Origin of the sequence: Myceligenerans indicum (assembly GCF_016742955.1) — a bacterium.
In the GTDB taxonomy this organism is placed as follows: domain Bacteria; phylum Actinomycetota; class Actinomycetes; order Actinomycetales; family Cellulomonadaceae; genus Myceligenerans; species Myceligenerans indicum.
Map to the genome: position 1 here is coordinate 1 of NZ_JABBYC010000056.1, position 26,301 is coordinate 26,301.

Consider the following 26,301-nt stretch of genomic DNA (forward strand, 5'->3'; position numbering starts at 1 on the left):
CTCTGGCCCTCTCCGACACTACCAACACCCCCGCTTTTTTCAAGCAGAAGACGGCATACGGGATGTAGCTCCGTCTCGTGGGCTCGGAGATGTGTATAAGAGACAGCCCCCAGACCCCCCAGGCCCGCGGGAGAGTCGCCTCGTCAGCCGATGAGGTGCTTCAGCGCGAGCTGGTGCAGCTTGACCAGGCCGTAGTCCCGCTCGGCCAGGGCGTCGACGTCGTACGTCTCGTCAGAGGCGAGGAACTGCTCGATGGTCTCGCCCTCGGCAAGCGTGGACTCACCGAGCTCGAAGATTCCGGCGTGCTCGAACGCGGCCTGGACCTCGGAGTCGGCCCGGTAGGCCGCGGCCTTGGCCGCGAGCAGGTCGTACGTGGCCATGTTCGCCTTGGCGGACTCCCAGACCCCGTCCAGGTACTCCGTGCGCGACGGCTTGTAGTCGAAGTGGCGCGGCCCCTCGTAGCGCGGCCCGCCGTTCGGGAAGCCGTTCTCCAGCAGGTCGGCGGTGAAGAACGCCGAGAGCAGGTCGCCGTGGCCGAACACCAGGTCCTGGTCGAACTTGGGGCCGTGCTGGCCGTTCAGGTCGATGTGGAACAGCTTGCCGCAGTACAGCGCGAGCGCGAGGCCGTGCGTGTAGTTGAGGCCCGCCATCTGCTCGTGGCCGGTCTCGGGGTTCAGGCCCACGATGTCGCCGTTGTCGAGCGTGTCGATCAGGGCGATGGCGTGACCGATGGTGGGCGCGAAGATGTCGCCGCGCGGCTCGTTCGGCTTGGGCTCCAGGGCGACCTTCAGGTCGTAGCCCTGGGACTTGATGTAGGCGGCGACCGTGTCGATGCCCTCCGCGTAGCGGGCGTGGGCCGAGGCCAGGTCCTTGGAGTTGTCGTACTCGGTGCCCTCGCGGCCGCCCCACATGACGAAGGTGGAGGCGCCCATCTCCGCGGCGAGGTCGACGTTGCGCAGCACCTTGCGCAGGCCGAAGCGGCGCACCTGGCGGTTGTTCGAGGTGAAGGCGCCGTCCTTGAAGACCGGGTGCGTGAAGGTGTTGGTCGTGACCATCTCGCAGACCAGGCCGGTCTCCTCGGCGGCCTTCTTCACCGAGTCGATGTGCTGCTGCCGGGCCGAGTCGTCCGCGTCGAACGGGAAGACGTCGTTGTCGTGGAACGTGAAGCCCCACGCGCCGAGGTCGGCAAGCTTGCGAACGGACTCTGCCGGGTCGAGCGCCGGCCGGGTCGCGGCGCCGAACGGGTCCTGAGCGTTCCAGCCGATGGTCCACAGGCCGAAGGAGTACTTGATGTCGCTCACGTGGGTCTCCTCATCGAGGGGGCCCGCATACGTGGCGCGGTGTCCCTGCGACACTGCGGGCCTATTTGTTGTACGGATGAACTATCCCTCGAAGACTTCGTTACAGTCAAGGCGTGACCACGACGACGGCGGCCTCCCGCCAGCACACCCTGCGCGAGCGCAATCTCCGCCTCGTCGCGCGCGCCGTCTTCGAGGCGCCGGAACCACCGTCTCGCGCGGACATCGCCGCGGCGACCGGACTCACCCGCGCGACGGTGTCCACCCTCGTCGACCAGCTCGTCGGCGCTCGCCTCCTGCGCGAGCTGCCCGCCGTCGCCGACGGCCGAGCCGGCCGGCCCGCCGTACCACTCGTGCCGGAGGGGCGCTCCATGCTCGGCCTCGGGCTCGAGGTGAACGTCGACTACCTCGGCGCGCGCGCGATCGACCTCACCGGCGCGACCGTCGCCGAACGCGTCGTGCCCGGCACGTTCCACGACAGCGAGCCCGCCGAGGTGCTGGGCGCGCTCGGCCGGATCGCACGCGACATCACCCGCGACACCCACGATGCCGGGATGCGCCTCGCAGGCGCCCGCCTCGCCCTGCCCGGCCTCGTCGACGCCCGCGCCGGTGTTCTCGACGTCGCGCCCAACCTCGGCTGGTCCTCCGTCGAGCCCGTGCCCCTGCTCGCACTGGACGGCCTTCCCGTCGAGATCGCCAACGAGGCCAAGCTCGCCGCTCTCGCCGAGCTCGGTGGCCCGGGGTTCGTCTCCGCCGACGCCGCCGTGCCGGACTCATTCCTCTACGTCTCCGGTGACGTCGGCATCGGAGCGGCGATCGTCGTCGGACGCGAGCTGTTCCTCGGCGAACGAGGCTGGAACGGCGAGGTGGGCCACGTCGTCGTCGACCCCGCCGGGCCGCGATGCTCCTGCGGGGCCCGCGGGTGCCTCGAACAGTTCGCCGGCAAGGAGGCGCTGGCCGGCGCTGCCGGCCTCCCGGCTGACGCGCCGCTCACCGATCTGCTCGCACTTCTCGGCCCCCGGCACACCCGGCCCGTGAAGCCCCTGGACGACGGGTCCGGGCGCCCCCCTGCGGCCCAGGCAGCCGCCGACGCCGCCGTGAGACGCGCCGGACAGGCGCTGGGCTCGGCGCTCGCGGACTTCGTCAACCTGGTCGACGTGCACACCGTCGTGCTCGGCGGGATCTACACCGACCTCCTGCCCTGGCTGCGGCCGGAGGTCGAGGGCGTGCTGGCCGAGCGGGTCCTGGCGGCGCCGTTCGTCGATCTCGAGGTGCGTGCGGCACGAGCCGGGGCGCAGGCGGCCCTCACGGGTGGCGCACGTGAGGTGCTGCGCGGGGTCCTGGGGGATCCGGCGGCCTGGGTCTGACGGGAGAACCGCCACGCGGGTGGCGGGAGAACCGCCACGTGGGTGGTGTTCTCGCAGGGGTCCTGGCGCCGCTGGGAGCCGCACTCCTCCGGATACGCGTGACGCCCCTCCGGCAGGGGGTCCGAAGGGGCGTCACGATCGGGCCGAAGCCCGATGGGGTATGACGGTGCGCACCGCGCAGGGGGCGGGCGATGCGCACCGTCTGCCCAGAAGTCTGCACCCGATCCGGGCGTGCGTCAACACAACTTTGGACGATCGTCCATGACGCTGGTCCATGTCGGAAAAGGGAGTGTGGTGCTGTCGGCCCGGGTTGCGGTCACGGGCCTCTGGCCAGGTTTCGGGCGGGCCGGGGGCCGGAAAACAACTGTCTGCCGAGGCAGGTCGTCACCTAGAATCCCGGCCTCGTGAGCACGTTCGTCGAGGCCGTCTTTCCACAGCGTATGGGACGGTCGTTCAGGTGGTTGGTGGGCTCATCCTGGGTGAGCAACATCGGCGACGGGATCGCGATGGCAGCCGGGCCGCTCCTTGTCGCGTCGCAGACGAGCTCACCCTTCCTCGTGGCGCTGGCCGCCCTGCTCAACAAGCTCCCGTGGCTCCTCTTCGGGCTCTGGGCAGGCGCGATCGCGGACCGGGTGGACCGCCGCCGCATGGTGATCGTCGCGGATGCGCTGCGGGTGCTCGTGGTCGCCACTCTGGGCGCGTTCATCGTGATGGATGTGGTAAACATCACACTTGTCCTGGCCGTGATGCTCGCCCTGGGCGTCGCCGAGGTGTTCGCGGACACCACCAGCCAGACACTCATGCCGATGCTGGTGGCGAAGAAGGACCTTGCGATCGGTCACGCGCGGCTGCAGGCGGGTTTCCTCACGGCGAACCAGCTCGCGGGCCCGCCCTTGGGAGCCTTCCTGTTCGCCGCCGGCATGGTCTGGCCGTTCCTGGTCCAGGCGATCATGGTCTCGCTCGCGATCGTGCTGGTCGCGCAGGTCGTCACCCCTCGGGGGCCGGTGCGCGACGACCTCGGCACACACATCCGCAAGGACATCGCCGACGGGTTGCGCTGGGTGTGGCGCGCGCCGGCGGTACGCACCCTGATGCTCACGATCCTGACGTTCAACATCACCTACGCCGCCCCGATCGGCGTGCTCGTGCTCTACGCGACCGACTACCTGGGGATGAGCCAGCCGGAGTTCGGTCTGCTGACCACGGCGATGGCACTGGGCGGCCTGCTGAGCACGGCGGCGTTCGACAAGCTCCAGCGGCGGTTCGCGTTCGCCACGATCATGCGGGTGGTGCTGAGCTGCGAGGTGCTCTGGCACCTCGTGCTCGCTCTCAACACGACCAAGTGGGGCGCGTTCGCCGCGATGTTCGCCTTCGGTGCGTACTCGTTCCTGTGGGGTGCCATCGCGAACGCCGTGCGGCAGCGAGCCACGCCGACGGAACTGCAGGGCCGGGTGGGCGCGCTCAACATGGTGTCCATCTACGGCGGAATCCTGCTCGGCAACGCCCTCGGCGGGGTGATCGCCGAGCGCTGGGGCCTGACCGCACCGTTCTGGTTCGGCTTCGTCGGGGCCGGAATCACGCTCGCCCTGATCTGGCGCGCCCTCGGCCACATCGCCCACGCCGAGGCGGACTGAACGTCATCGCCGACGGCGGCAGGCAGGGCGTCCGCCCGGAGGCGGACCGAGCGTCCGCCGCCTCAGGTCCGCACCACCGGGATCGAGCCCGTCGCCTCGAAGTGCTTCAGGCGCTTGCGCACCGTCGACTCGCTGACGTTCATCTGGGCCGCGATGGACTTCACGGTCGAGCCCTGGGCGAAGAGATCGATGATGCGGTTCACCGCGGCCTCGTCGAGCCGCGCGCCGCGCGGACGCTCGGCGGGCGCGGCCTTCCGGCCGGGATTCGCGGAACTCCAGCCGGACTCCGTGCTCTCACCCGCCCCCGTTCGTGACCGGCCGGGCTCGGCCTGCGACCGGCCGGACTCGGCCTGCGGCGGAGTGGACTCGGCCTGCGGACCCGGCGCCGACGACCGCACCTCGGTGCGACGATCGTCGCGCGCGGCCGGACGACGTCGTTCCTCGGGCCGGGCCGTGACGGTCGCCAGCGGGATCGCTCCGGTCGGCGGCCGGACAGGGGCCGGTGCCTGGGGCGACGGAGCGCCGATGGGCCGGACGCCCGCGGCGTGCGGGGCGGCTCCGGTCAGCGCGGCGACCGCTGCCGCGGCTCCCGCACCGGGAGGCCGGCGTCGCTCGGCGCCGGGACCGGGCTCGGGGGCGAGCGCCGGAGCGTGAGCCTCGACCGGCTCTCGGCGTTGCGGTGGTGTCCAGGAACTCTCGATCGCGCGGCTGCCCCTGGTCTCGCCCGGTGCCGTGCCGGCGGTCTCGGGGTGCGTGAGCTCGGCGACGACGGCGTCGACGGCGCGCCGCTCGTACTCCGGCGCGGCCGGCTCCAGCTTGTCGTCGAGGACGCCGGCAAGCCGGCGCCGGTCGGCGGCGTGCAGGCGGGCGACGTCGGCAGTCCCGTCGCCGACGGCGGCCAGCGCCTCGGCCCAGGCGGCGACCTGGGTGTGCATCTCCGTGGGCGGGACCGTCCGCAGCGCGACCGAGCGGGCACGCCGCCGCTTTGTCTCGGCGCGCAGGAGACGCCGCCGGGCCAGCCGCGACCGGTCGAGGAGGCTCTGGGCGCGGAAGAGGTCCTCCGTGGTGAGGAACAGCGCGTGCATGCGCCGGGCCTGGCGCATGCCGGACCACGACATCCCGGTGGCCAGGTGCCGGTCCCCGATGAGGGCGAGGTGCCACATCAGGGCGGCCAGCAGCGGCACCAGGAACCGGAAGATGCCGGCGCCCAGCGGGTGGTCGATGAAGATCTCGTGCCAGGCGGCGAAGGCCCCCGACGCGGACGACAGGGCCCAGGTCAGGGTCAACAGGGTGCCACCGGGGCGGTTGTCCTTGGCCGCCTCCCGGGCCAAGAGCGCTACGGTGACCAGAGAGAGTTCGAAGACACCGGCGGTGGCGTAGGCGGTGCCGGCGTTCATCGCCAGGACGTCGATGCCGAACTGCACCATCGCCAGGTAGGCGGAACCGGTGGAGACCAGAGCGACGGACACGGCGGCAGTCAGCACCAGCCTGCGAGATCGGAGCTGCTGCGAGTTCGGGGGCACTTGTCTCTCCTCGGGGCACTGGGGTTGGGGACGTGCGGCAGAAAGATATCGGACGTGTGTGACATTCCGTTTTCGGTCGGCGTCGGATCCGGGTCCCCGGCACAATGAGTCCGGATGGAGGCAACGAGGATGAACACTTCCGCGGGACGGCGTCACGCCGGACCGTCCGCCGCGTCGGGTGCGGACTCCCGGGGCACGCTGGGCAAGGGATGGATCACCGCCCTGGCCGTCGGCGTGGTGCTGCTGCTCGTGGTCGTCGTGGCCGGGACGGTGGCGGTGCTGCGCGATGACCCGTCAGGTCGCTGGGCCGCCGGGGCGGCCACGCCGAGCGGATCCGTCAGTCTCGCCCCGGACCCGTCGCCCACGCCGAGCCCGACGCCCGCCGAGTTCGACCTGGACGCGCTCAAGCTGCCGACCATCGAGTCGGTCATGCCGTGGATGCCGCGGTCCGGCGCCACCCGTCTCGACGACCTCCCCGGGACGGTCGCGGTCCCGAAGGCGGAGCGAACGGCGGTCTGGGCCGAGCCCGACGTGTCGGAGGCGCCGAGTTTCGCGCTGCCCTCCACCCAGTACGACTACGACGCGCGCTGGCTGGTGCTCAGGACCGAGGGGGACTGGGTCCAGGTGCTCCTGCCCTACGGCCGTGGTGCGCTCCCGTCGTCCGATCCCGGCTCCGTGAACGGAACGGCCGGCTGGGTGCGGGGAGAGGCCGTGCGGGTCGAGCAGGAGAGTCGATCGATCGTCATCGACCTGTCCGACCGCACCGTGACGGTCAACACCGACGACGGGCAGACCGTGGTTCCCGCCGGAATCGGAGCGCCGGGCACGCCGACGCCGCAGGGGGTATCGCAGGTGATGACGGTGACCATGGCGTCGAACACGGGGCTGAGTGTCTTCCTGTCGGCCCAGTCGGAGTCATTGGACACCTTCGCAGGCGTGGACTACGCGGCCACGGCGATGCATGTCGGCGTGGGGCAGGGGCAGGCGATCAGCAACGGGTGCATCCGGCTCACGCCGGAAGGCCTCGACGCGGTCAAGAACCTCCCGGCGGGCGTGCCGGTCATGGTACGGGCGTGAGAGATTCCGGATTCACGCTACGCTGTGGTCCCGAGCGCCTGTAGCTCAGTGGATAGAGCACCGCTCTCCTAAAGCGGGTGTCGTTGGTTCGAATCCAATCAGGCGCACCACCCCCCGGGTCTCGCACCTGAGAAGCTGTGTCACCGGTCGGCGTCGGACGCCGACCGGGTGAGGTGCCGCACCAGGTCGACGGCGGCCTCGTGGTCGGCCGAGTCGGCGGCGATCCCCCAGCACTCCGTGAACTGCCGTGCGCCGGGATCCGGCGTTCCGCCGGACAGCTGCACCACGTCGCGCGTGTCCCGGGTCTCCTTCGGTGCGCAGACCAGGTCCCCGTCGACGGTGAGTGCTTCGACGAGCGCCGGCCTCAGCCGCTCGGCCGGGCTCGGACCGTCGCGGTACGGACGCAGGAAGCCGCGCGTCGCGTAGGCCGTGAGCTCGTCGGCGTCGAGCGCGAACACGTCCGGTGGATTGCCGTTGGCGAATCCCCGGGACAGCCGCTGGGGCATGTCCGCGGCGACCGCCACCCGTACCTCGCGCCCCGAGCTCTCGGACCAGGCCCGGACGGCCGCGCGGACGGACTTCGTCCCGCCGCCGTTGTCCGGCCCGACCAGGACGCGAAGGCCGTCGTCCTCGTTCCGGCCCAGGCAGTCGAGCCCGGTGCCCCATGCGGCGGCGGAGAGCACCAGAGCGCCCACCGTCATCGCTACAGAAATGCGAATGCGAAGGATCTTCCGATCCATGATCACGGTCCCCTTTTCTGTGGTGCGGAACTATCCGCACGTTCGCCAGTGTCGGTCGGGTGAGGCCTGAGCGCATGTGATGTGCCAGACCCCTCTTTTCTGGAGAAGTCGGACACGTGTCGCTGACCTGGGGAGGGCAGGCCCTGCGGCGCCACACGGTCCGCGGTCGGTGCGTCGGCCGGTGTGTCGCCCGCGGGACGAGGGCAGGCGGCGGTTAGTTTGCTGGAGTGAACGCCGCAAGACGTCAGACCACAGCAGCCCGGGACCCCGGGGCGGAGCACGATCTGTCCGGCGGGATCACGGCGGCGCTGGCCGAGGATCTCCCGGCGTCGGCCGGCGACCTCGGCGCGGCGGATCAGCCCCCGCAGGCCGGCGGGACCGCCCCCTCCGGCGACCGCACCACCGAAGACCGCACCACCGGAGACCTCGACCCGGACCTCGCCGAGTCGATAGCGGGCTGGCGCGCCGGACTCGTCGAACTGGCCGGCGGCTCCTCCCTGGCGGACATCGGCCTGCTCGGCGAGGCGGTCATCGACCTGTCGTCCGCGCATCCGTCGGGAGTCGCCCAGCTCTTCGCCGGCCGGCCCACGCGCCTGTCCAACCTGGTGCGCGAACCCGGGGCACTACCCGCGGCACGCCGTCGTGCACAGGCCGTCGCCGCACGGTCGGCCGAGCACGCCCAGCGCTACGGCGTCGCCCCGACCTACCTCGCGATCGGGGTCGCGACCTGGACGGAGCAGCCCGGCCCCGGCCGCGCCGGCGACGACATGGAGGCCCTCGCCCGGGTCGCCGGCCGAGGGGAGGACGCCGACAACCCCTGGGCCACCACCGTTGCCGGGGAACCCGCGCCGGAAGACCGGACGGACACCCCGAGCGGCGACGGACGGGCGCCCGTCGCGGTGCGGATCGCCACCGTGCCGCGGCCCGGGGCACCCGAGCCCGAACGCGCGCCGAGCGCCCACGCCCCACGCCAGACGTCGGGCACGAACGGCGACGAACCGAACGTCGTGCGTGCGCCCGTGCTGCTGCGGCCCGTCACCCTCACGCCGCGCGGCGACACCCACGCCGACTACGACATCACGCTCGAGGCCGCCACCGAGATCAACCCCGTGGTCGCCCGGACACTGCGCGAGCACGGCGCGCTGATCGACCCCGCCGCACTGGCGGACGCGGCATTCACCATCGCCGGCTTCGACCCCACCGACGTCCTGCGCCGCATCGCCTCGCTCGGCGACGCCGTACTCGCCGACTTCGAGCTGGACCAGCGCGTCCTGGTCGGCACCTTCGTCCACCCCGGCCAAGTGCTCGTCGACGACCTCGACGAGCTCGCTCCGGCCCTGGAACGACACGAGGTGGTCGCGGCGGCCGGAGGCGTCGACACGGCCGTCGGGGCGCTGCGGGCCCTCGACCTGCCCGAGCCCAGGACAGGCGACGCCGACCCGGCACGCGAACGCGGCGTCGGGGACCTCGACCCGCCGCAGCGACACGTCGTGGACGTCCTGGCCACCGGAAACCACCTCTTCGTCGACGCCCCCGTGGGGTCCGACGTCGCCGGAACACTGGCCGCCGTCGTCGCGGAGGCCAACGCCTCGGGCCGGTCGGTGCTGTACGTGCCCGGCCACCGCCGCGCCGCCGACGCACTCACCGCGCGCCTGGAATCCCTCGGCCTCGACGGGCTGCTGCTGGACGTCGCACCCACCCCGTCCTGGCGAAAGTCCGTCGCGCACCGCCTCCTGACGGCCATGACCGCCGGAGTCGGCACCGTCGACACCGACTCGATGGCCCGCGTCCGCGACGCGCTCATCGGCGCCCGCTCGCAGCTCGCCGGATACATCGACGCCCTGCACGAGACGCGGGAACCGTGGCAGGTCAGTGCCTACGACGCTCTCCAGGCACTCGCGCGGCTCACGTCCCAGAAGCCCGCGCCCTCCACCACCGTGCGGCTGTCGTCCAGCTCGGTCCTCGGTCTCACCCAGACCCGGCGTGCCGACCACGCCCGCGACCTCACCCGGGCCGCCGAACTGGGCGCGTTCTCCCTCAAGTCGTCCTCCTCACCGTGGTTCGGCGCGCAGATCACCACCGACCGCGCCGCCCGCGACGCGCTCACCCGGGTACGGCGGCTGCACGACGACACCCTGCCCCGGCTGCGCGAACAGATCGAGTACGTCGTCCAGGTCACCGGACTGGTCCCGGCCACCTGCCTGGCGCAATGGGCCGAACAGCTCGCGATGCTGGCCGGGATGCGCGGCACCCTCGACGTGTTCCAGCCGATGGTCTTCGAACGAGCCGCCGAGGACCTCGTCCACGCGACCGCCTCCGGCGCCTGGAGGGCCGAGCACGGCATCGAGATGGGCTGGCTCGAACGGCGCCGGCTGCGCAAGCGCGCCCGAGGGATGGTGCGTCCCGGAGTGCGCCTGGCCAACATGCACGAATCGCTCCTGAAGGTCGCCGACCAGCGCGAGGTCTGGCAGGCACAGTGCCCCCGCGGCGGCTGGCCCACCCTGCCCGAAGGACTCGCCGCCATCGAGGAGACCTACGAGGCCGTGCGCATCGACATCGAGGCGCTCGAACCCGTCCTCGCCACGTCGCACTTCGGCGGCGGACTCACCGACCTCGACCTGGACGCGCTCGTGCAGCGGCTCGAGGCGCTCGCCGACGACGCCGACGCCCTGACCAACCTGCCCGAGCGCACCGCGATCCTGCTGCGCGCCCGCGGTGCCGGGCTCGACGACCTGGTCGACGACCTCGCCGCACGCCGCGTCGAGCCGGCGCAGGTCGGCGCCGAGCTGGACCTGGCATGGTGGACGTCCGTCTTCGAGGAGATCCTCGGCTCGGAGCCGGCGCTCGCGGAACAGGACGGAGCCGGCCTCGACGCGCTCGCCGGGCGGTTCCGTGAGCTGGACGTGCGGCACGTGGACGCGCTGCCCGGCCCCGTGCGTGTGGCCGTCCGCGCGCAGCTCGGCAGTGCGATGCGCGACGAGCGCGAGGACGCCGAGGCGCTGTACACCGAGCTCGTCGAGGAGGGGCTGACCTCGGTGCGCGACATGGTGGCCGGCCACGGTGCGGTGGCACGGCGCCTGCGCCCCACGATGATCTCCACCCCGACGCTGGTGCCGCACCTGCTGCCGCCGGATCGCACCACGGATCTCGTCGTGCTCGACGCCGTCCAGCACGTACCGCTGGAGATGGTGGTTCCGGCGATCGCTCGCGGGCGTCAGGTGATGGTGGTGGGGGACCCGCGCTCGGCGTCGGGCACGGCGGTCCGGGTGCTGTCCGACCTGCTGCCCTCGGTCTCGCTGGCGTCCGAGCCGAGCCGGCGCGACCCCGCGCTGACCACCCTTCTCGCCGAGCACGGCTACGAGGGCCTGCTGCGGCCGGCCCCCGTTCCGCGGACCGAGCCGCTGGTGCGGCACTGGCTCGTGAACGGCACGGGGATGCCGGACCCGGTCTCGGGGGCCGTCGAGTCCACCCGCGCCGAGGTGGACCGTGTGGTGGAGCTTGCGATCGAGCATGCGATGACCCGGCCCGAGGAGACCTTCGGGATCGTCACCGTGACACCCACCCACGCCGACCGGATCCGCGAGGCGCTGCTGGCCGAGGTGCGGTCCAACCCGGCCCTCGCGCCGTTCTTCTCCGGCAAGCGGCCGGAGCCCGTGGTCGTCGCCGACGTCACGGGAGTGGCGGGCCTGCAGCGCGACACGATCGTGATGACCCTCGGCTTCGGGCGGACGCCCCACGGGCGGGTGCTGCACCGGTTCGGCGCGCTCGGCGAGGCAGGGGGCGACGGAATGCTGCTCGGGGCGCTCGGCGCGACCCGCAGGCGGCTGCACCTGGTCTCGTGCTTCGGGGCCGACGACATCGACGCGGAGCGCCTGCGCGGTTCCGGCCCCAAGCTTCTGCGCGAGGTGCTGGCCTTCGCCGCCTCGCGGGACGGCCGGGCCGACGAGGTCGAGCTCGGGAACGGGGTGGACGTCGCCCGTGAACCGGACCGGCTGGTGGGCGACCTCGGGGAGCGTCTGTGGAAGACCGGGCTCGTCGTGGAGACCGACTACGGGATCGGGGACGGGGAGCGGATCCCGCTGGCCGTCGGCCATCCGGACCTGCCCGGTGAGCTGCTGGTCGCCGTGCTGACCGACGACGCGGCGTACGTGGCCGAGCCGTCGATCCGCGTCCGCGACCGGCAGTTGGCGAACCGCCTGGAGAAGCTCGGCTGGGTGGTGGCGCAGGTGTGGTCGGCCGCCGCGTTCCTGGACCCGGACGCCGAGGCGGAGCGGGTCAGGCAGGTGGTGCTGGCCGTGAGGGATGCCCGGGTGGGAGCCGGGGGTGTCGTGGAGGTGCCGCAGGTCGTAGAGGGGTGAGGCCGACGACGGCGAGCCTGGGAACGCATCGCGTTCACGTGGCCACCGCAGTGGGAGAATGGCGCCGTGGGTGAGGAAACGGCCGCCGGCGAGAAGCACGAAGGCAGCTCGGCGCTGCCTCGGCCTCAGGAGACGGACCCGGGCCCCGCACGGCCCCGCCGCCGTGGGGCGCGCCGGGTGGTGCGGCCCGGGAACGAGCGGGAGGCCGTGCTCGGAGTGAGCTCCGACGAGCGGGAACCGGGTTGGGGCGAGGCGAAGGGCGAGCAGTCGGCCGCCGGTGGTCACGAGAGCAACGACGAGCGTCTGCTGCGGGACGTGCCGCCACACTGGTGACACACTTCCGACGCTCCTCGCGCGGCCTCAGGAACTGACGCTCGTACGCCACGAGTGTTGCGTTGCCGGCGCCCCCGTTCCGACGCGTCCTCAGGGTGCTGTCGTCAGCGTGCCGCGGTCTGTGTCCGCAGGAGGTCGCGGATCTCGGTGAGGAGCTCGACGTCCTTCTCGAGCGTCTCCTCGATCTCTTCCTCGGTGGGCTTGCGTGCCTCGGCGAGCTTCGCGATCGGGAGCACGATGAAGAAGTAGAGGGCGGCCGCGACGAACAGGAAGTTGAGGATCGCCTGCAGGAGGAGGCCGATCGGGAAGACCGTCGCGTTGCCACCGTGGAGACTCGGGAGGTCGAGGGTGAAGCCCTCGACGTCCGGTGCCCCGAAGAGCCAGGCGACGAGCGGCATGAGGATGCTTCCGTTGAGCGCCGTGACGATCGCCGTGAACGCACCGCCGATGATGATGCCGATGGCGAGGTCGAGCACGTTGCCGCGGGTGATGAATTCCTTGAAGCCGTTGAGCATGTTGCGCATCGGAGTCCTTTGCTTCGTCCTGGACGGGGCGCGACGCTGGTGAGGCGCCGGTCGCTCTCGGGAGCCGGCGTGCTGCCGTGGCCCGGAGGAGATTCTGCGGGCGAATCCCCGGTCCCGCATCTCGGAACGGACGAACGGTGCTGTTCGCCCAGGCGGATCAACGTACGAGGATGGCCGACACGGTGCCCATTCCGGCTATGGTGGAAAGGTCTGGAGCCTCTGACGGAGCTACCGCGACGAGCGTGACGGGCGGTGGGTCGGACCCTCCGCCGAGCAGCCCGGTGGAAGCCGTGCTCCGGGAGACCCGGCGCGCCGGGGCGGGCAGGACCAGTGCACGCTTCGCGAGGTAGGTCGCCGAGCGGTCCGAAGAGTCCCCGGTGAGCGGGGCGACGCCGGGCGCGAGCAGGTCCACGCGGTCGCCAGGACGCAGAAGTGCCGCCACGCCGTCATCGGCGAGTGTCACGGGAACCACGACGGTGCCGGGCGGCGCCGAGGACAGCACGCCGCCGTCGGACAGGATTCCCGCGTGCAGGGCCACGCCCCGTGGCAGCGGGACGACAGCGGTCAGCCCGACGGCCGACTCCGGCCTGCGCAGCGAGGCGGGCGGGGTGATGCCCACCGCGACGTCACGAAGTGCGACGTCGGCACCGGTGAGCCGTGCGCCGGCGGCAACGGCCCGGGTGGTGACCAGAACCGGGGCCGACGGCGGCGGCGCGGGCCGTAGGACCTGCACCGTGTTGACGGCCGCCAGCCCGCAGCAGATCGCGGCGAGCAGGACACGATGACGCCACAGGTGCTGCCGGGCGCGATGGGCGAGGCCGGTCACGTCCCACGAGCCCGGGACGCCGCGCTTGACGAGGCTGCCGAGAAAGGTCATGACAGGACGCTAGGCGCGTTCCCGCGCCGGTGCGGAGCGCTCGACCAGGGCCTGTGCACAAAGTGCTCGACGGGGCACCTGTGGTCTGCGTCCGCGCCCGTGCTCGGCGTCGTCCGCGTCTGCGGTCGGCGCCGAACCGTGGGACCGGCGCGACCGCGCCGCCGGGCGGGACGCGTCAGAGGCGCGGAACGATCAGGACGATGCGGCCTTCGCGCCGGTGGAGCTGGTCGACGACGAGCTGCCGGAGGACGAACCGCCGGAGGACGAGCCGCTCGAGCTCGACGAGCCGCCGGACGAGGAGCTTCCCGACGTCGAACCGTTCGAGCCCGAGGCTCCGGACGACGAGCTGGAGGACGACGAGCCGGACGAGGAGGAGCGCGACGACGAGGCGCCCGACTTCGACCCGCTGCGTGAGTCGTTGCGGTAGAAGCCCGATCCCTTGAACGTGACGCCGATCGAGCCGAACACCTTCCGCAGGCGGCCGGAGCACTCGGGGCAGGCGGTGAGTGCGTCGTCCGTGAACGCCTGGTGGATGTCGAAGGCGTGGTCGCACTCGGTGCACCGGTACGCGTACGTAGGCACGGGATCTCCTCTGGCACTCAGGGTTGGCGAGTGCCAATCATAACGCTGTCGGCGCCGCAGATCTTCCGAGCTCCCGGCGACCGGGAGATACGGTCCCACCGCTGGTACGGGTTCGGGAGCGTCGGCGACTACCGGTAGTCTCGCCTGCGTGTCAGCGCCTACGTCCAACGAGACCGTCACACCGGACGCACCCGATGCCGGCGAGCCCACGCGGCGCGCGATGTCCCGGCTGCGCAAGCTGGCGATCGGCACCGCCGTCGTCGTCGTGCTCGTGCTGGCCGCGGTCACCACGTTCGGCTGGGCGATCGGGCGCCGGGCCGTGCCCGACACCGCGGGTACGGTTCAGCTCGAGGGACTGACGGCGGACGTCCGCGTGCTGCGGGACGAGCAAGGCGTCCCGCAGCTCTACGCCGACGAGGCCACCGACCTGTTCCGCGCGCAGGGATACGTGCACGCGCAGGACCGATTCTTCGAGATGGACTTCCGCCGGCACGTGACGGCGGGCCGGCTGTCCGAACTCGTCGGCGAGAGCGAGTCCGCGCTGGCGGCCGACAAGCTGATCCGCACGTTCGGCTGGCGCCGGGTGGCCGAGCAGGAGCTGGAGCTCCTCAGCCCCGAGACGCAGGACTACCTGCGCGCCTACGCGGACGGTGTGAACGCCTACATCTCCCAGAGGTCACCTTCGGAGCTGGGCGTGGAGTACACGGTCCTCGGTGCGAGTGTCGCCGTCGAGAAGCCGGAGCCGTGGGATCCGGTCGACTCGCTCGCCTGGCTCAAGGCGATGGCCTGGGACCTGCGATCCAACTACGACGACGAACTCGACCGCGCGCTCGCCTACAGCACCCTGGAGGACCCGGACCAGGTGGCGCAGCTGTTCCCCGAGTTCGACGTCGCCGGCAACCAGCCGATCCTCGCCGGAACCGCCGCGCAAACCGCATCCGAGACCGCGGGCGACGCGACCGCGGATGGCACCGCGACCGACGGCACCGCGACCGACGGCACCGCGACCGACGGCACCGCGACCGACGGCACGACGACGGACGGCGCCGCAACGACGGACGGCACCGCGACCGACGGCACCGCCACGGACGCCACGACGACGGACGGCACCACGACGACGGATAGCGCGTCTGCCGGCCTGGAGGGTGCGCTCCACGACTCGGACCTGCGCGCCGCGCTGACCGCCACGCAGCGCGCGCTCGCCGCCGTTCCGGAGCAGATCGCGCGGGGCGAGGGCACGGGCTCGAACTCGTGGGCGGTCTCCGGGCAGTACACGGAGTCGGGCAAGCCGCTGCTGGCCAACGACCCGCACCTCAGTCTCCAGGCGCCCGGCATCTGGCATCAGATCGGCCTGCACTGCACCACCGTCACCGACGCCTGCCCGTTCGACACGGCCGGGTTCGGCTTCGCCGGCTTCCCGGGCGTGATCATCGGGCACAACGCGGATCTCGCCTGGGGCCTGACCAACATGGGCGCCGACGTCACCGACTTCTTCATCGAGCGTGTGCGCGGCGGGACGACGTACAAGCGCGGCGACAAGTGGGTCGATCTGGAGACGCGTGACGAGACCATCCGTGTCACCGGCGGCTCGCCCGTCGACCTCACGGTCCGCAGCACGGTGCACGGCCCGCTGATCTCGGACGTCCTCGACGACGACGCGGCGGGTGAGGCGAACATGGATGCCCTGGTGCAGTCGCCCACCGAGGAGGGAACGGACCTCGGCGACTACGCCATCTCGCTGGGATGGACGGCGCTGGAGCCGGGCCGCACCGCCGACGCTGTCTTCGCGTTCGACACGGCGCGGAACGCCCAGGACATCCGTGAGGCGGCCGCCCTGTTCGACGTGCCGGCGCAGAACATCGTCTACGCGACCGCCGACGGGCACATCGGCTACCAGGCGCCGGGCCGGATCCCGGTGCGCGCACAGGTTCCCGGCAAGGTCAGCTCGGACGGCTCGTGGCCTCGGCCCGGCTGGGACGCGAGGTACGACTGGACCGGCTACGTGAAGCCGGAGAACATGCCGCGGGCGCAGGACCCGGGCGAGGGATTCATCGTGGCGGCGAACCAGGCGGTGTCGCCGAAGGGGTCCGGCCCGTTCCTCTCGGGGGACTGGGACTACGGCTTCCGCTCGCAGCGCATCCGTACGCTGCTCACCGAGCAGATCGATTCCGGCCGCCGGTTCACGGCCGAGGACATGTCCGCCATCCAGAACGACGACTGGAGCGCGTTCGCCGATCTTCTCGTGCCCGTGCTGCTCGAGATCAACCTCGACGACGACTACGACGCGGACGGGCAGCGGCTCCTGCGCGACTGGGACCGCACCATGGGGAAGGACTCCGCGGCGGCGGCCTACTTCGCCGCGGTCTGGCGGAACCTGCTCGCGGCGACCTTCCAGGACGAGCTGCCCGAGAGCATGTGGCCGGAAGGCGGGGACCGCTGGCTCGCCGTCGTGCAGGGCATGCTCGACGACGAGGACAACGCCTTCTGGGACGACAAGACGACGATCTCCGTGCGGGAGAGCCGCGACGAGATCCTCACCCAGGCGCTCAAGAGCGCACGCCAGGACATGACGGTCGAGATCAGCAAGGACCCGGGGGACTGGTCCTGGGGGATGCTGCACCAGCTCGAGCTGGAGCATCCCGTGCTCGGCGGCTCCGACGTCCCGTCGCTGATCCGCACGTTCATGAACCCCGCACCGCGGGGCGTGGCCGGAGGCAGCTCGATCGTGAACGCGACATCCTGGGACGCGGCGTCGGACAGCTTCACGGTGACGTCCGGGCCGTCCATGCGGATGGTCGTGGACATGGCCGATCTGGACGCCTCCACCTGGGTGACCGTGACCGGCGTGTCCGGCCACCCGGCTTCGAGCCACTACGACGACCAGCTCGACGAGTGGGCCGACGGCGAGACCTTCGCCTGGCCGTTCACCCGCGGTGCCGTCGAGGCGGCCATGGAGAACGAGCTGACGCTCACACCGTAGGCAGCCGGGGCGCCCCCGCCGGGGCGGTGACGTCGTTGCGGACGGGCGTCACCGCTCCGCGCCGTCTCCCAGCCAGTGCCACGCCGTCGTGGTCGCCACCGCATGAACCGGCAGGTCGTGCTGTTCGAAGGGCAGGGGACGCTCCGCGGCGTCGTACACCTCCTCGGGGAAGACGATCGCGACCACCTTGGTCCCCGGACGGGCGTGCGCGAGCACGCGGTCGTACCAGCCGCCGCCCTGACCGAGCCGGACGCCGCGCGTGTCGACCGCGAGGGCGGGCGCGACGACGACGTCGGCCAGCTTGAGGGCCTCCTGGCCCAGGGTGGGCCCGCCGGGTTCCGGCGGACGGCCGGGAGCGCGTTCCAGGAGGTCGTCGGGCCCGGTGTAGTCCGCCCAGTCCCGTGCGAGGCCTGACCCGAGCACCGGGAGCAGCACTCGCGCCCCGCGGCCTGCCAGGAGGTCCATGAGCCGGCCGGTCGCGGGTTCGGCGGCGCGCGCCGCATACATGCCGACGACGGCGGCGTCCCTGACCTCCGGGATGGAGGAGACCACGTCCGCGAACGCCGACTCGGCCTGCGCCCTCTGCTTCGGGGTGCGGCCGTTGCGCTGCTTGCGGATGGCGCGGCGGAGTTCCTCCTTGGCGTCCTCTGCTTCCATCCCGGCCTGGACCGGGTACGGCTGTGATGTCGGAATCGGGGCGCCCTTCATGGGCGCTATTGTTCCAGGATTCCCGGATGCCTCCGTGAAACGGGCTTCGGCAGGTCAGCGGCCGCTGGTCGTGGTAGACCCTCTGCAGGCGAGCACGGCGTCCGGTGGCGGGCGCATCTGGGGGTGCAGGTAGGAATGTCGGAGACGACGGGGATCGTCGTGAAGGGATGGACCGTGTCCAAGCCATGGCCCGTGACGCTGCGGGAGGACACCCCGAGCGGCGTGGTGGTGTTGCGCCCCCTGCGGCGACGTGACAGCAAGGTGTGGTCGCAACTGCGCGCCGACAACGCCACCTGGCTCGAGCGGTGGGAGGCGACGTCGCCCCTCACCGGTGAGAACCGGATGACGGCGGCGTCGTTCGGCGAGTACGTGCGTACCCTGTCCAACCAGGCGCGGTCGGGGATCCTGCTGCCGTTCGGGGTGGAGCTGGACGGCGAGCTGGTCGGCCAGCTCACCGTCGCGTCGATCACGTACGGATCGCTGTGCTCGGCGAGCATCGGCTACTGGGTGTCCGAGCACGTGGCCGGCCGGGGCGTGATCCCGACCAGTGTGGCCATGGCGACGGACTACTGCTGGTTCGTGCTGGGGCTGCACCGCATCGAGATCAACATCCGCCCCGAGAACAAGCCCAGCCTGCGGGTCGTGGAGAAGCTCGGGTTCCGGGACGAGGGCGTGCGCGAGCGCTTCCTGCACATCCAGGGGACCTGGCGCGACCACCGCACCTTCGCGCTGACCGCGGAGGAGGTCCCGGGCGGCCTGCTGGCGCGCTGGCAGCAGACCCGGGACGGATAGGCGGGTCCGGCAGGGCCGCTGCGCCGCGGTCGGGTCAGCGCCCGTCGGGCGGTGTCGTCGCCCGTGCGACCACACCGCAGGGGTCGTCGTCCTGCGTGACCCCGCGTGCGGCTCGTTCCAGCAGCTCACGGAAGAGCACCCGGTCCTCGGGCGGGAGGCCGGAGAGGAGGTCCTCCTCCGCGGCCGCGACCCGCACGTCGACGCCGGCCAGGACCTTCCGGCCGTGGGCGGTGGCCACGATGCGGCGCGCCCGGCGGTCCGCCGGGTCCTGCTGCCGTTCGACGAGCCCGCACTCCACGTAGCTGTCGATCAGGTACGTCATGACGGTCCGGTCGATCCCCAGGCGTGCGGCGAGCGCGGCCTGCGTGGGGGGTGAGTCGTGCACGACGACGCGGAGGACCTGATAGCCGCGCATGCCCTGGGGCAGCTCTTCGGTGGCGGCGTCGACGCGCGTGCTCCACTCCCGCAGCAGGGCCACGAGCGACCAGCTCAGACCGAGGCTCGGACCCGCCGCAGCGGCGGCGGGCGCGCCGTCCTGCGCCGCCTGGTGTGCGGGCGTCGGTGTGGGCATGCCGCCATCGTAGCGGAACCTGCGGTCACGAAGATGAGTTGTCCCTGATATCGTCTGTAGCACAGATGATTTCGTCGGCCCGGCAGGGCCGGACACCACCGAGAGAATCGCAGGGCACCCCACATGACGGACTACGGGCACGAACTGCAGTTCGGCACCTTCCTCACCCCGGTCAACGCGGATCCGCAGGTGGCGGTCCGGCTCGCGCAGCTGACCGAACGAGCCGGCCTGGACCTGGCGACCTTCCAGGACCATCCCTACCAACCGGCTTTCCACGACACCTGGACCCTGCTGGCGTGGGTCGCCGCCGCGACGGAGCGGATCACGGTGTCGGGCAACGTGCTCAACCTTCCGCTGCGCCAGCCGGCGGTGCTCGCCCGTGCGGCGGCGAGCCTGGACCTGCTGTCCGGCGGAAGGGTCGCGATGGGCCTCGGCGCCGGTGGCTTCTGGGACGCGATCGAGGCCATGGGAGGTCCGCGCCGCTCCCCACGGGAGGCGGTCGACGCCCTCCAGGAAGCGCTGGAGATCATGCGCGGCGTCTGGGATCCGCAGAACCGTTCCCCGCTGCGCGTGGCGGGCGACCACTACCGCGTGACGGGCGCCAAGCGCGGCCCGGCGCCCGCGCACGACATCCCCGTGTGGCTCGGTGCGTACAAGCCCCGCATGCTGAGGCTCATCGGCCGTGAGGCCGACGGGTGGCTCCCCTCGCTGTCCTACCTCGGGGACGGTGACCTGGCCCGCGGCAACGCCGTCATCGACGAGGCCGCCACCGGGGCGGGACGAGACCCCGCCGAGATCCGCCGCCTGCTCAACCTGGGCGGCACGATCCGGCCCGACGGCGACGGGTTCCTGCGAGGGCCGGTCTCCCAGTGGGTCGAGGAACTGACCCGGCTGGCGCTGGAGGACGGCATCGGCACGTTCATCGTCGCGGCGGACGACCCGGACCTCATCGAGACCCTCGGCGGCGAGATCGCCCCGGCCGTGCGAGAGGCCGTCGCCGCCGCCCGCCGGACGCGGGGAACGACACCGGCCTCCGCGCGGCGCGGCACCAAGGCGCTGGCCGCGCGCCGGGACGGCATCGACTACGCGTCGCTTCCCGTAGGCCTCGCCGAGCACGCCGTCGAGCCCGGCGACCGTGAGTACGAGGCGGTGCGGCACAACTACCTGCGTGCCGGCGAACCCGGCATCGTCCTGCGCCCGCAGGACGCCGGCGAGATCGTCACGGCGCTCGACTGGTCGCGCGAGCAGCAGGTTCCCTTCGCCGTGCGGTCGGCGGGACACGGCATCTCGGGCAGATCCACCAACGACGGCGGCATCGTGCTCGACGTCGGCGCGCTGCGCTCGGTCGAGGTGGTCGACGAGACCACCCGCCGCGTCCGCATCGGCGCCGGTGCCACCTGGGGCGAGGTGGCCGAGGCGCTGACCCCGCGCCGCTGGGCGATCACCTCCGGCGACCACGGGGGAGTCGGCGTCGGCGGTCTCGGCACCGCCGGAGGCATCGGCTTCCTGGGCCGGCTCCAGGGGCTGACCATCGACCGCGTCGTCGCCGCCGAGCTGGTGACGGCGGCAGGGCGGCTGGTTCGCGCGTCCGCCGCCGAGAACCCCGACCTGTACTGGGCGCTGCGGGGAGCCGGGGGCAACCTGGGCGTCGTGACCTGGCTGGAGCTGGAGGCCGGAGTGATCGGCGACGTCGCCTTCTCCCAGATGGTGCTGGACGCGACCGACACCGCGGGGCTGGTCGAGAAGTGGGGGGCCGCCATGGAGGCCGCCCCGCGCGGGCTCACGTCGTTCATGATCCTTGCCCCAGCTCGCCGCGGCCAGGGGCCGATCGCCCAGCTCATGAGCATGTACGCGGCCGACGGCGGTGACGCCGACCCCGAGGACGCCGTCGCGGCCCTGCAGACGCTGGCCGAGGCCGGCCCCCTCCTGGGACATCAGGCGCAGCTCGTGCCGTACTCGGCCGCGGTCTCCCGGCAGCCCCGCCACCACACCGGCGGTGGCAGCCCCGCAGCCCGGTCCGGCCTGCTCACCCACCTGGACCGCGACGCGAGCCGTGCGATCGAGAAGCTGCTCGCCTCCGGCGCGTCGCACTTCACCCAGCTCCGCGCCACGGGCGCGGCCGCGCACGACCTCGCCGCCGACGCCACCGCATACGCCCACCGGCACCAGAACTTCCAGCTCACAGGCCTCTCGTCCACGCAAGCCGTGATCAACGAGGTGTGGGACGCCGAGATCGGACCCGTGCAGGACGGCTCCTACCTGTCCTTCGACACGGACACCCGGCCGGAGAGGCTGGCGGAGGCGTTCCCCGAGCCGACCCTCGCGCGTCTTCGAGAGATCAAGGCCGTCCACGACCCGGAGAACGTCTTCCGGTCCAACTTCCCGATCCCGCCGGCCGACACCCCGAACTCCGCGGCGGGGCAGCGGGCCGCCTGACGCCCGGGACACCTGCCGGCGGCGCATGCCGCGGCCAGGAAATTGCCTGGCCCGACGCGCCGGCGTCGGACATGGTGGAGAGCCCACCGCATCATGACCGATCCGGGACTCATATCGGGCACTCCTGGAGGCCCGGGCGTGTCGCCGGGTGAGAGACCTTGACGACCACCTAACGTCGTGTCGTGGAATCTGCCGCAGGGGTGACAGCCGTCGCGCTGTTCGTCCTGTGGCTGGGGTACTGGGCGCCGCAGCTGATCCGTCACCGCACGGAACTCGCGGAGGCACGGTCCGGCGACCGGTACTCGGTGGGGTTGCGTGTCGTCGCGGTGAGCGGCGGCGCGGTCTTCCGCACGGGGCCGACCGAACAGAGGCGAGGAGAAGCCATGACGACCGGGACAGGTGGTTCGCGCCTGACCGGGGCGCGCCCGGCTCCGCTCGTGCGCGTCCCGGAGGAGGTGGAGAGCCCCGCGCAGCGCCGGGCGCTCGCGGAGCAGCGTGCGCGGCGGGCGGTACGTGCCCGGCGCCGGTTCGTGCTGACCCTGTTCCTCCTGGTCTCCTCCTTCGCCGCATGGGTCGCCGTGGCCGTGGTGCCGCTGCACTGGGGTGTTGCCGCGGCGCCGACCGCGCTCCTGGTCACAGCGCTCGCGCTGGGCAGGCGCGCCGCGATCGGCGCCCGCAGGGCGGAGGAGGCTGTCGAGTCCGCCCGGCGTGCCGCGCGGCAGCGCGCCACCCAGGCGCGTGCGCTGGCCAACGGCGGGCCGTATGCGCCGCGCAACCGGATGCGGGTGGCCGAGCCCGGCCAGGAGGTGGTCCCCGCCGCGAAGAAGAGCCGTGGCGTGCTGGACGAACTCCTGACCGCGCCCGAACCGGAACGCGCGAAGGTCGTGGACGAGACCGGTGCACCGGCCCAGGAGGGCGCGTCCGACGACGCGGAGGGCGCGGAGAGCCCGGGCGTCGGTGGTGGCGCCTGGGATCCCGTTCCGGTGCCGCTGCCCACCTACGTCACCAAGCCGGCCGCACCGCGGCTGACGGCGAGGCCCGCCGCCCGGGGTGCGGACGGCGCGTCGAAGGACGGCGCGTCGAAGGACGGCGCGGGGAAGGACGGTGCCGGGAAAAAGGACGGTGCCGGGAGCGGTGGTGCCGGGAAGGGCAACACCGGGAAGGCGGGCGCGGCCAGAACCGGCACTGCCGGGCACGGCGAGGACCGGTCCGACGACGCCTCGGCGCGGCTGGCGGCGGCCATGAGGGCCTCGGCCGGGAAGCCGATGCGTGACGGGCCCGGCGACCAGCCTGTCGAGCGGGCACGGGCGGGTGCGAGCGGTCCGGGCGGCGAGAGCGCGCCCGGACCGTCGTCGGACACGGCGATGCACCCCGACGAGGAGGAGCTGATGCGTCCGGCTCCGCGTGTACCGGACGAGACGCTCGCCCAGCCGCTGGAGCAGATCCTGGCCCGGCGCCGCGCGGCCGGATGACGGACGACGGAACGGGCTCGCGGGCGGCGCCACCGCCTGCGAGCCCGTTCCGTGTCACCAGGCCCTGATGCGCGCGGTCAGCCGATCGAGGGCTGAGGACCCGCGTTCGCCGACAGGATCGCCGGCACGTCCGCCGCGGGGTCGAGCGTGTAGGTGTAGTAGTCCGACGGCGTGAACGTGGTCCCGCCGGTCTCTGCCCGGCCCGTGGTGTTCACCAGGATGCTGCCGCTCTGGCTGAGGGACGCCGTGTCGGCGTTGCGGTAGAACGGATCGTGCACCGTGTCGTAGTAGCTGTTCTCGATCACGACCCGGGCCGACCCGCGGGACAGGTTGCCGTAGCTCGTGATGTCCTGCAGCAGGTTGTTGTACAGGTGGGCGCGGGCCACGTTGTCGATGCTGGGGTTGCGCTGGTTGGTGTCGCGGATGATGTTGTGGTGGATCGTCATCCGGGCCGTGACGTTGTCCGTCCAGCCGATGCCGAACGCCTTGTTGCCCTCCTCCAGCACGTTCCAGGACACGGTGAGGTTCGTGGTGTCCTTGCGGCTGTCGATCAGGCCGTCGTTCATCCGGGTGATGCGGTTGTGGTCGATCCAGACGTGGTCGGCGGTGTCCAGCTGGATGCCGTCGTAGTCGTAGAGCTTGTCGTCCGGGTCGTCGTCGGCCATCTGCGTGTCGCGGATCGTGAGGTTGCGGAGGATCACGTTGGACGTGCCCTCGCCGAGGAAGAAGCCGCCGCCCACGATCTCGCCGCTGGTGCCGACGCCGACGATCGTCTTGTCGGATCCGACGCGGATCTCGTGGCCGAACGGCTCGACCGAGATCGCGCCCGCGACCCGGATCACGTACGGCTCGGACGCGGTGGCGTAGCGGTCCAGGTCGTCGTACGTGGTGACGGTGACGGTCTGCCCGCCCGCGCCGCCCGTCGTGCCGCCGTCCAGCGCCGCGAACCCGTCGGGCTCCTGCGGCCAGGCCGAGCCCGACCGGTCGATCGGGTCCCAGCCGTCGCCGCCCGCCAGGTACCGCTCCGGCGTGTAGTTCGCGGCCTGGGCCGCGGTGAGCTGCGGGCGGTTCCCGTTCACCGTGGCTCCGGGGCCGGTGTTCGCGTACTCGAAGTAGCGGGCGTCCTGCCACGTGGCGTCACCCATGTCGGTCCACGGCTGGGCGGTCTCGATGGTCGCCGACAGCTCCGACTCCCGGTACACCACCTGCGCGCCCTGCCGCCAGGGACGGCCCAGCTGCGTGCTGTCGTCGGTGGCGCCCGAGATCCGGGACCTGTAGAAGAGGAACCCGTACGGGTTCTCGGCCGGCGTGCTCGCCGCCGTGATCGGGCCGCCGGTGGAGCGCTTCTCGTAGATGGAGCAACGGTGGAAGACGGCGATCCCGCCGCCGTAGATGAAGTCGACCGTGCCCTCGATGTAGGTGTCGCTCACGTACGCGCGGGCGTTGTTGTTCACCAGGAACGTGTCCTGGTCGCCGAGAAGGCGCAGGTCGTCGAGGACCGCCCGGTCCGCGTTCAGGTACAGGGCCAGGGCCTGTGACCGGCCGTTCGCGGCCTCGTCGTAGTCGTTCTCGATCGTCAGGTTGTCGGCGAAGAAGTCGTGCCCCTCGACGACGACGGTCGCGCTGCCCCGGTGGCTGCCCGCCTGCCCGGCGCTGACGTTGCCGACGATGACGGTGTCCTCGGAGCCGCCGCCGATCAGGGAGATGTACGGCTTGTTCGACGGCACCGTCACCTTCTCGCGGTACGTGCCGGGCTTGATCGTGATCGTGACCGCCTCCGTGTTGCCCGACGGGACGGCGTCCACCGCCGCCTGGACCGTGGTGTAGGTGCCCGTGCCGTCGGAGGCGACCGTGTAGTCGCCGCCGTCGCTGCTGCCGACGCGGTCGAGGCTCCACCTCTTGTCGTCGGCCGTGGTGCATTGGCCCTGGACGGTCCGTGCGCCCGACGACGTCGAGCCGTCCTGCACCGTCAGGCACAGGCCGCTGTTCACGTTGACGACCTGGTAGGCACCTCCTGCGGCCGGTGACAGCGTCCAGTGCTGCCAGGCCGAGCCCTTGCAGGGCCACTGCAGCACCTCGGCGCCGATCGCCGTCGACCCGCCCGTCACGTCGAGGCAGAGCTCGTTGCCGGCGTTGACGATCTCGAAGGCGCCGGACCCGGCGTCCACCAGGCGGAACTGTTCCCACGAGGCGCCGTCGGTGCAGCCCCACTGCTGGAGCACGGTGCCGGGCTCGTCCGAGGCGCCGGGCACGTCGAGGCACATGCCGGTGTGGCCGGCGGTGAGGGTGTAGGTGTCACCCGCAGTGGGGGTGTCGGCCCGGGCGGTGGGGATCGCGGTGATCGAGAGCGTGGCGGCCAGTACTGCCACGACGGTGAGGGTCGCGGCGAGGCCGCCGCGTGGTCGATGGGTCACGATCGGTCCAACTCCTTCGTCGGATACGGCGCGCGGAGTGGTGCTGGCCTGCGGAGAGGCCTGCGCGATGCGATCTGCAACGTAGTAAATCGGGTGTTGGGTGGCAAGCGCGTCATGATGACCTAAACGGTCAAGCCGGACCGGTCGGCGGGCGGCGCTCGCGTGCCGGGAGCCGTGGATTAGGGGCCGACAGGCCCGTGGCCTGGCGTTGTGTGGCGTGCGCCACCCGCTTTGATTTGCGGAGCCAGGCAGGTGCAGTGCTAATCTGTTCCAGCACTCGGGGCTATGGCGCAGTTGGTAGCGCGTCTCGTTCGCAATGAGAAGGTCGGGGGTTCGAATCCCCCTAGCTCCACCCGGTGAAAGGCCGCTGATCCGCAGATCAGCGGCCTTTTTCGTTCCCTGACGGGAGCTCGCGAGGCATCGGACATTTAGGGACGATGCGATGACGATGACACGGTTCGTGACACGGTTGGGGCACCGACCGTTGGGGGTTAGCGGCCAAAATGTGTGTCTGTCTCGGGCGTGTCGTGGGTCATCTGGGGCGTCCGGCCCAGCCTTTGCGGGTCCAGAGTCCTTCTTCGGGGGTCGCGGTCGTGTCGTAGCCGGCCGGGCTGA

General features: G+C 71.9%; 18 protein-coding genes, 2 tRNA genes and 1 pseudogene. 12 read left to right on the top strand and 9 right to left on the bottom strand.

What is annotated here, in order from left to right; genetic code table 11:
• Nucleotides 1-143: 143 nt before the first annotated feature.
• On the bottom strand, nt 144-1,301 hold the full coding sequence (gene xylA / locus HGK34_RS19405) for a xylose isomerase (RefSeq protein ID WP_201850510.1): 1,158 nt from the start codon (nt 1,299-1,301) through the stop codon (nt 144-146).
• Nucleotides 1,302-1,414: 113 nt separating this feature from the next.
• On the opposite strand from xylA, the gene HGK34_RS19410 reads away from it, so the two are divergent.
• Both HGK34_RS19410 and HGK34_RS19415 read left to right on the top strand, forming a co-directional pair.
• Nucleotides 1,415-2,665 (top strand): ROK family transcriptional regulator, encoded by a 1,251-nt coding sequence (locus HGK34_RS19410; RefSeq protein WP_307816114.1) that lies wholly within the window; start codon nt 1,415-1,417, stop codon nt 2,663-2,665.
• A gap of 440 nt (nt 2,666-3,105) precedes the next feature.
• Nucleotides 3,106-4,299 carry an MFS transporter gene (locus HGK34_RS19415; RefSeq protein ID WP_201850533.1) on the top strand — a complete coding sequence of 398 codons (1,194 nt, stop codon included), beginning with the start codon at nt 3,106-3,108 and terminating at the stop codon, nt 4,297-4,299.
• A gap of 62 nt (nt 4,300-4,361) precedes the next feature.
• On the opposite strand, the gene HGK34_RS19420 is transcribed toward HGK34_RS19415, so the two are convergent.
• Entirely contained in the window at nt 4,362-5,822 is a 1,461-nt protein-coding gene (locus HGK34_RS19420; protein ID WP_201850512.1) for a helix-turn-helix domain-containing protein, read from the bottom strand.
• A 129-nt stretch (nt 5,823-5,951) separates the two neighbouring features.
• On the opposite strand from HGK34_RS19420, the gene HGK34_RS19425 reads away from it, so the two are divergent.
• Nucleotides 5,952-6,899 carry a L,D-transpeptidase gene (locus tag HGK34_RS19425; protein ID WP_201850513.1) on the top strand — a complete coding sequence of 316 codons (948 nt, stop codon included), beginning with the start codon at nt 5,952-5,954 and terminating at the stop codon, nt 6,897-6,899.
• A 34-nt stretch (nt 6,900-6,933) separates the two neighbouring features.
• A tRNA-Arg gene (locus HGK34_RS19430) sits at nt 6,934-7,009 on the top strand.
• A 30-nt stretch (nt 7,010-7,039) separates the two neighbouring features.
• On the opposite strand, the gene HGK34_RS19435 is transcribed toward HGK34_RS19430, so the two are convergent.
• The gene (locus HGK34_RS19435; protein WP_201850514.1) at nt 7,040-7,639 is read right to left on the bottom strand and encodes a hypothetical protein; all 600 of its coding nucleotides are present in this window, start codon (nt 7,637-7,639) and stop codon (nt 7,040-7,042) included.
• A gap of 227 nt (nt 7,640-7,866) precedes the next feature.
• Here HGK34_RS19435 and HGK34_RS19440 point away from each other — a divergent pair, with 227 nt between their 5' ends.
• Entirely contained in the window at nt 7,867-11,997 is a 4,131-nt protein-coding gene (locus tag HGK34_RS19440; RefSeq protein ID WP_201850516.1) for a PDDEXK-like endonuclease domain-containing protein, read from the top strand.
• A gap of 66 nt (nt 11,998-12,063) precedes the next feature.
• Entirely contained in the window at nt 12,064-12,330 is a 267-nt protein-coding gene (locus HGK34_RS19445; RefSeq protein WP_201850541.1) for a hypothetical protein, read from the top strand.
• A gap of 104 nt (nt 12,331-12,434) precedes the next feature.
• Here HGK34_RS19445 and mscL read toward each other — a convergent pair whose 3' ends face one another.
• Nucleotides 12,435-12,854: a large conductance mechanosensitive channel protein MscL gene (gene mscL, locus HGK34_RS19450; RefSeq protein WP_244666960.1), complete on the bottom strand. Its 420-nt coding sequence runs from the start codon at nt 12,852-12,854 to the stop codon at nt 12,435-12,437.
• Nucleotides 12,855-13,011: 157 nt separating this feature from the next.
• The gene (locus HGK34_RS19455) at nt 13,012-13,731 is read right to left on the bottom strand and encodes an RcpC/CpaB family pilus assembly protein (protein ID WP_201850517.1); all 720 of its coding nucleotides are present in this window, start codon (nt 13,729-13,731) and stop codon (nt 13,012-13,014) included.
• Between the two features lie 217 nt (nt 13,732-13,948).
• Between HGK34_RS19455 and HGK34_RS23655 the strand changes: the two genes are divergently transcribed.
• A complete protein-coding gene (locus tag HGK34_RS23655; RefSeq protein ID WP_307816116.1) occupies nt 13,949-14,158 on the top strand; it encodes a hypothetical protein in 210 nt (69 codons plus the stop codon).
• A gap of 14 nt (nt 14,159-14,172) precedes the next feature.
• Here HGK34_RS23655 and HGK34_RS23660 read toward each other — a convergent pair.
• Nucleotides 14,173-14,643: pseudogene (locus HGK34_RS23660) on the bottom strand (FmdB family zinc ribbon protein); the annotation flags it as partial.
• Between HGK34_RS23660 and HGK34_RS19465 the strand changes: the two are divergent.
• Entirely contained in the window at nt 14,534-17,293 is a 2,760-nt protein-coding gene (locus HGK34_RS19465) for a penicillin acylase family protein (RefSeq protein ID WP_201850537.1), read from the top strand. The pseudogene HGK34_RS23660 and the gene HGK34_RS19465 overlap by 110 nt on opposite strands.
• A gap of 48 nt (nt 17,294-17,341) precedes the next feature.
• On the opposite strand, the gene HGK34_RS19470 is transcribed toward HGK34_RS19465, so the two are convergent.
• A complete protein-coding gene (locus tag HGK34_RS19470; protein WP_244666961.1) occupies nt 17,342-18,001 on the bottom strand; it encodes a 5-formyltetrahydrofolate cyclo-ligase in 660 nt (219 codons plus the stop codon).
• Between the two features lie 135 nt (nt 18,002-18,136).
• Between HGK34_RS19470 and HGK34_RS19475 the strand changes: the two genes are divergently transcribed.
• Entirely contained in the window at nt 18,137-18,793 is a 657-nt protein-coding gene (locus HGK34_RS19475; RefSeq protein WP_201850521.1) for a GNAT family N-acetyltransferase, read from the top strand.
• 34 nt (nt 18,794-18,827) lie between these two features.
• On the opposite strand, the gene HGK34_RS19480 is transcribed toward HGK34_RS19475, so the two are convergent.
• A complete protein-coding gene (locus tag HGK34_RS19480; protein ID WP_201850523.1) occupies nt 18,828-19,364 on the bottom strand; it encodes a MarR family winged helix-turn-helix transcriptional regulator in 537 nt (178 codons plus the stop codon).
• 123 nt (nt 19,365-19,487) lie between these two features.
• On the opposite strand from HGK34_RS19480, the gene HGK34_RS19485 reads away from it, so the two are divergent.
• Nucleotides 19,488-21,800 (top strand): LLM class flavin-dependent oxidoreductase, encoded by a 2,313-nt coding sequence (locus HGK34_RS19485; RefSeq protein WP_201850526.1) that lies wholly within the window; start codon nt 19,488-19,490, stop codon nt 21,798-21,800.
• Between the two features lie 182 nt (nt 21,801-21,982).
• A complete protein-coding gene (locus HGK34_RS19490; RefSeq protein ID WP_201850528.1) occupies nt 21,983-23,272 on the top strand; it encodes a hypothetical protein in 1,290 nt (429 codons plus the stop codon).
• Between the two features lie 77 nt (nt 23,273-23,349).
• Here HGK34_RS19490 and HGK34_RS19495 read toward each other — a convergent pair whose 3' ends face one another.
• Nucleotides 23,350-25,686, bottom strand: a complete 2,337-nt coding sequence (locus HGK34_RS19495) for a pectinesterase family protein (RefSeq protein WP_201850530.1) — start codon at nt 25,684-25,686, stop codon at nt 23,350-23,352.
• A 279-nt stretch (nt 25,687-25,965) separates the two neighbouring features.
• Between HGK34_RS19495 and HGK34_RS19500 the strand changes: the two genes are divergently transcribed.
• Nucleotides 25,966-26,038 (top strand) — tRNA-Ala (locus HGK34_RS19500).
• The last annotated feature ends 263 nt before the right edge of the window (nt 26,039-26,301 follow it).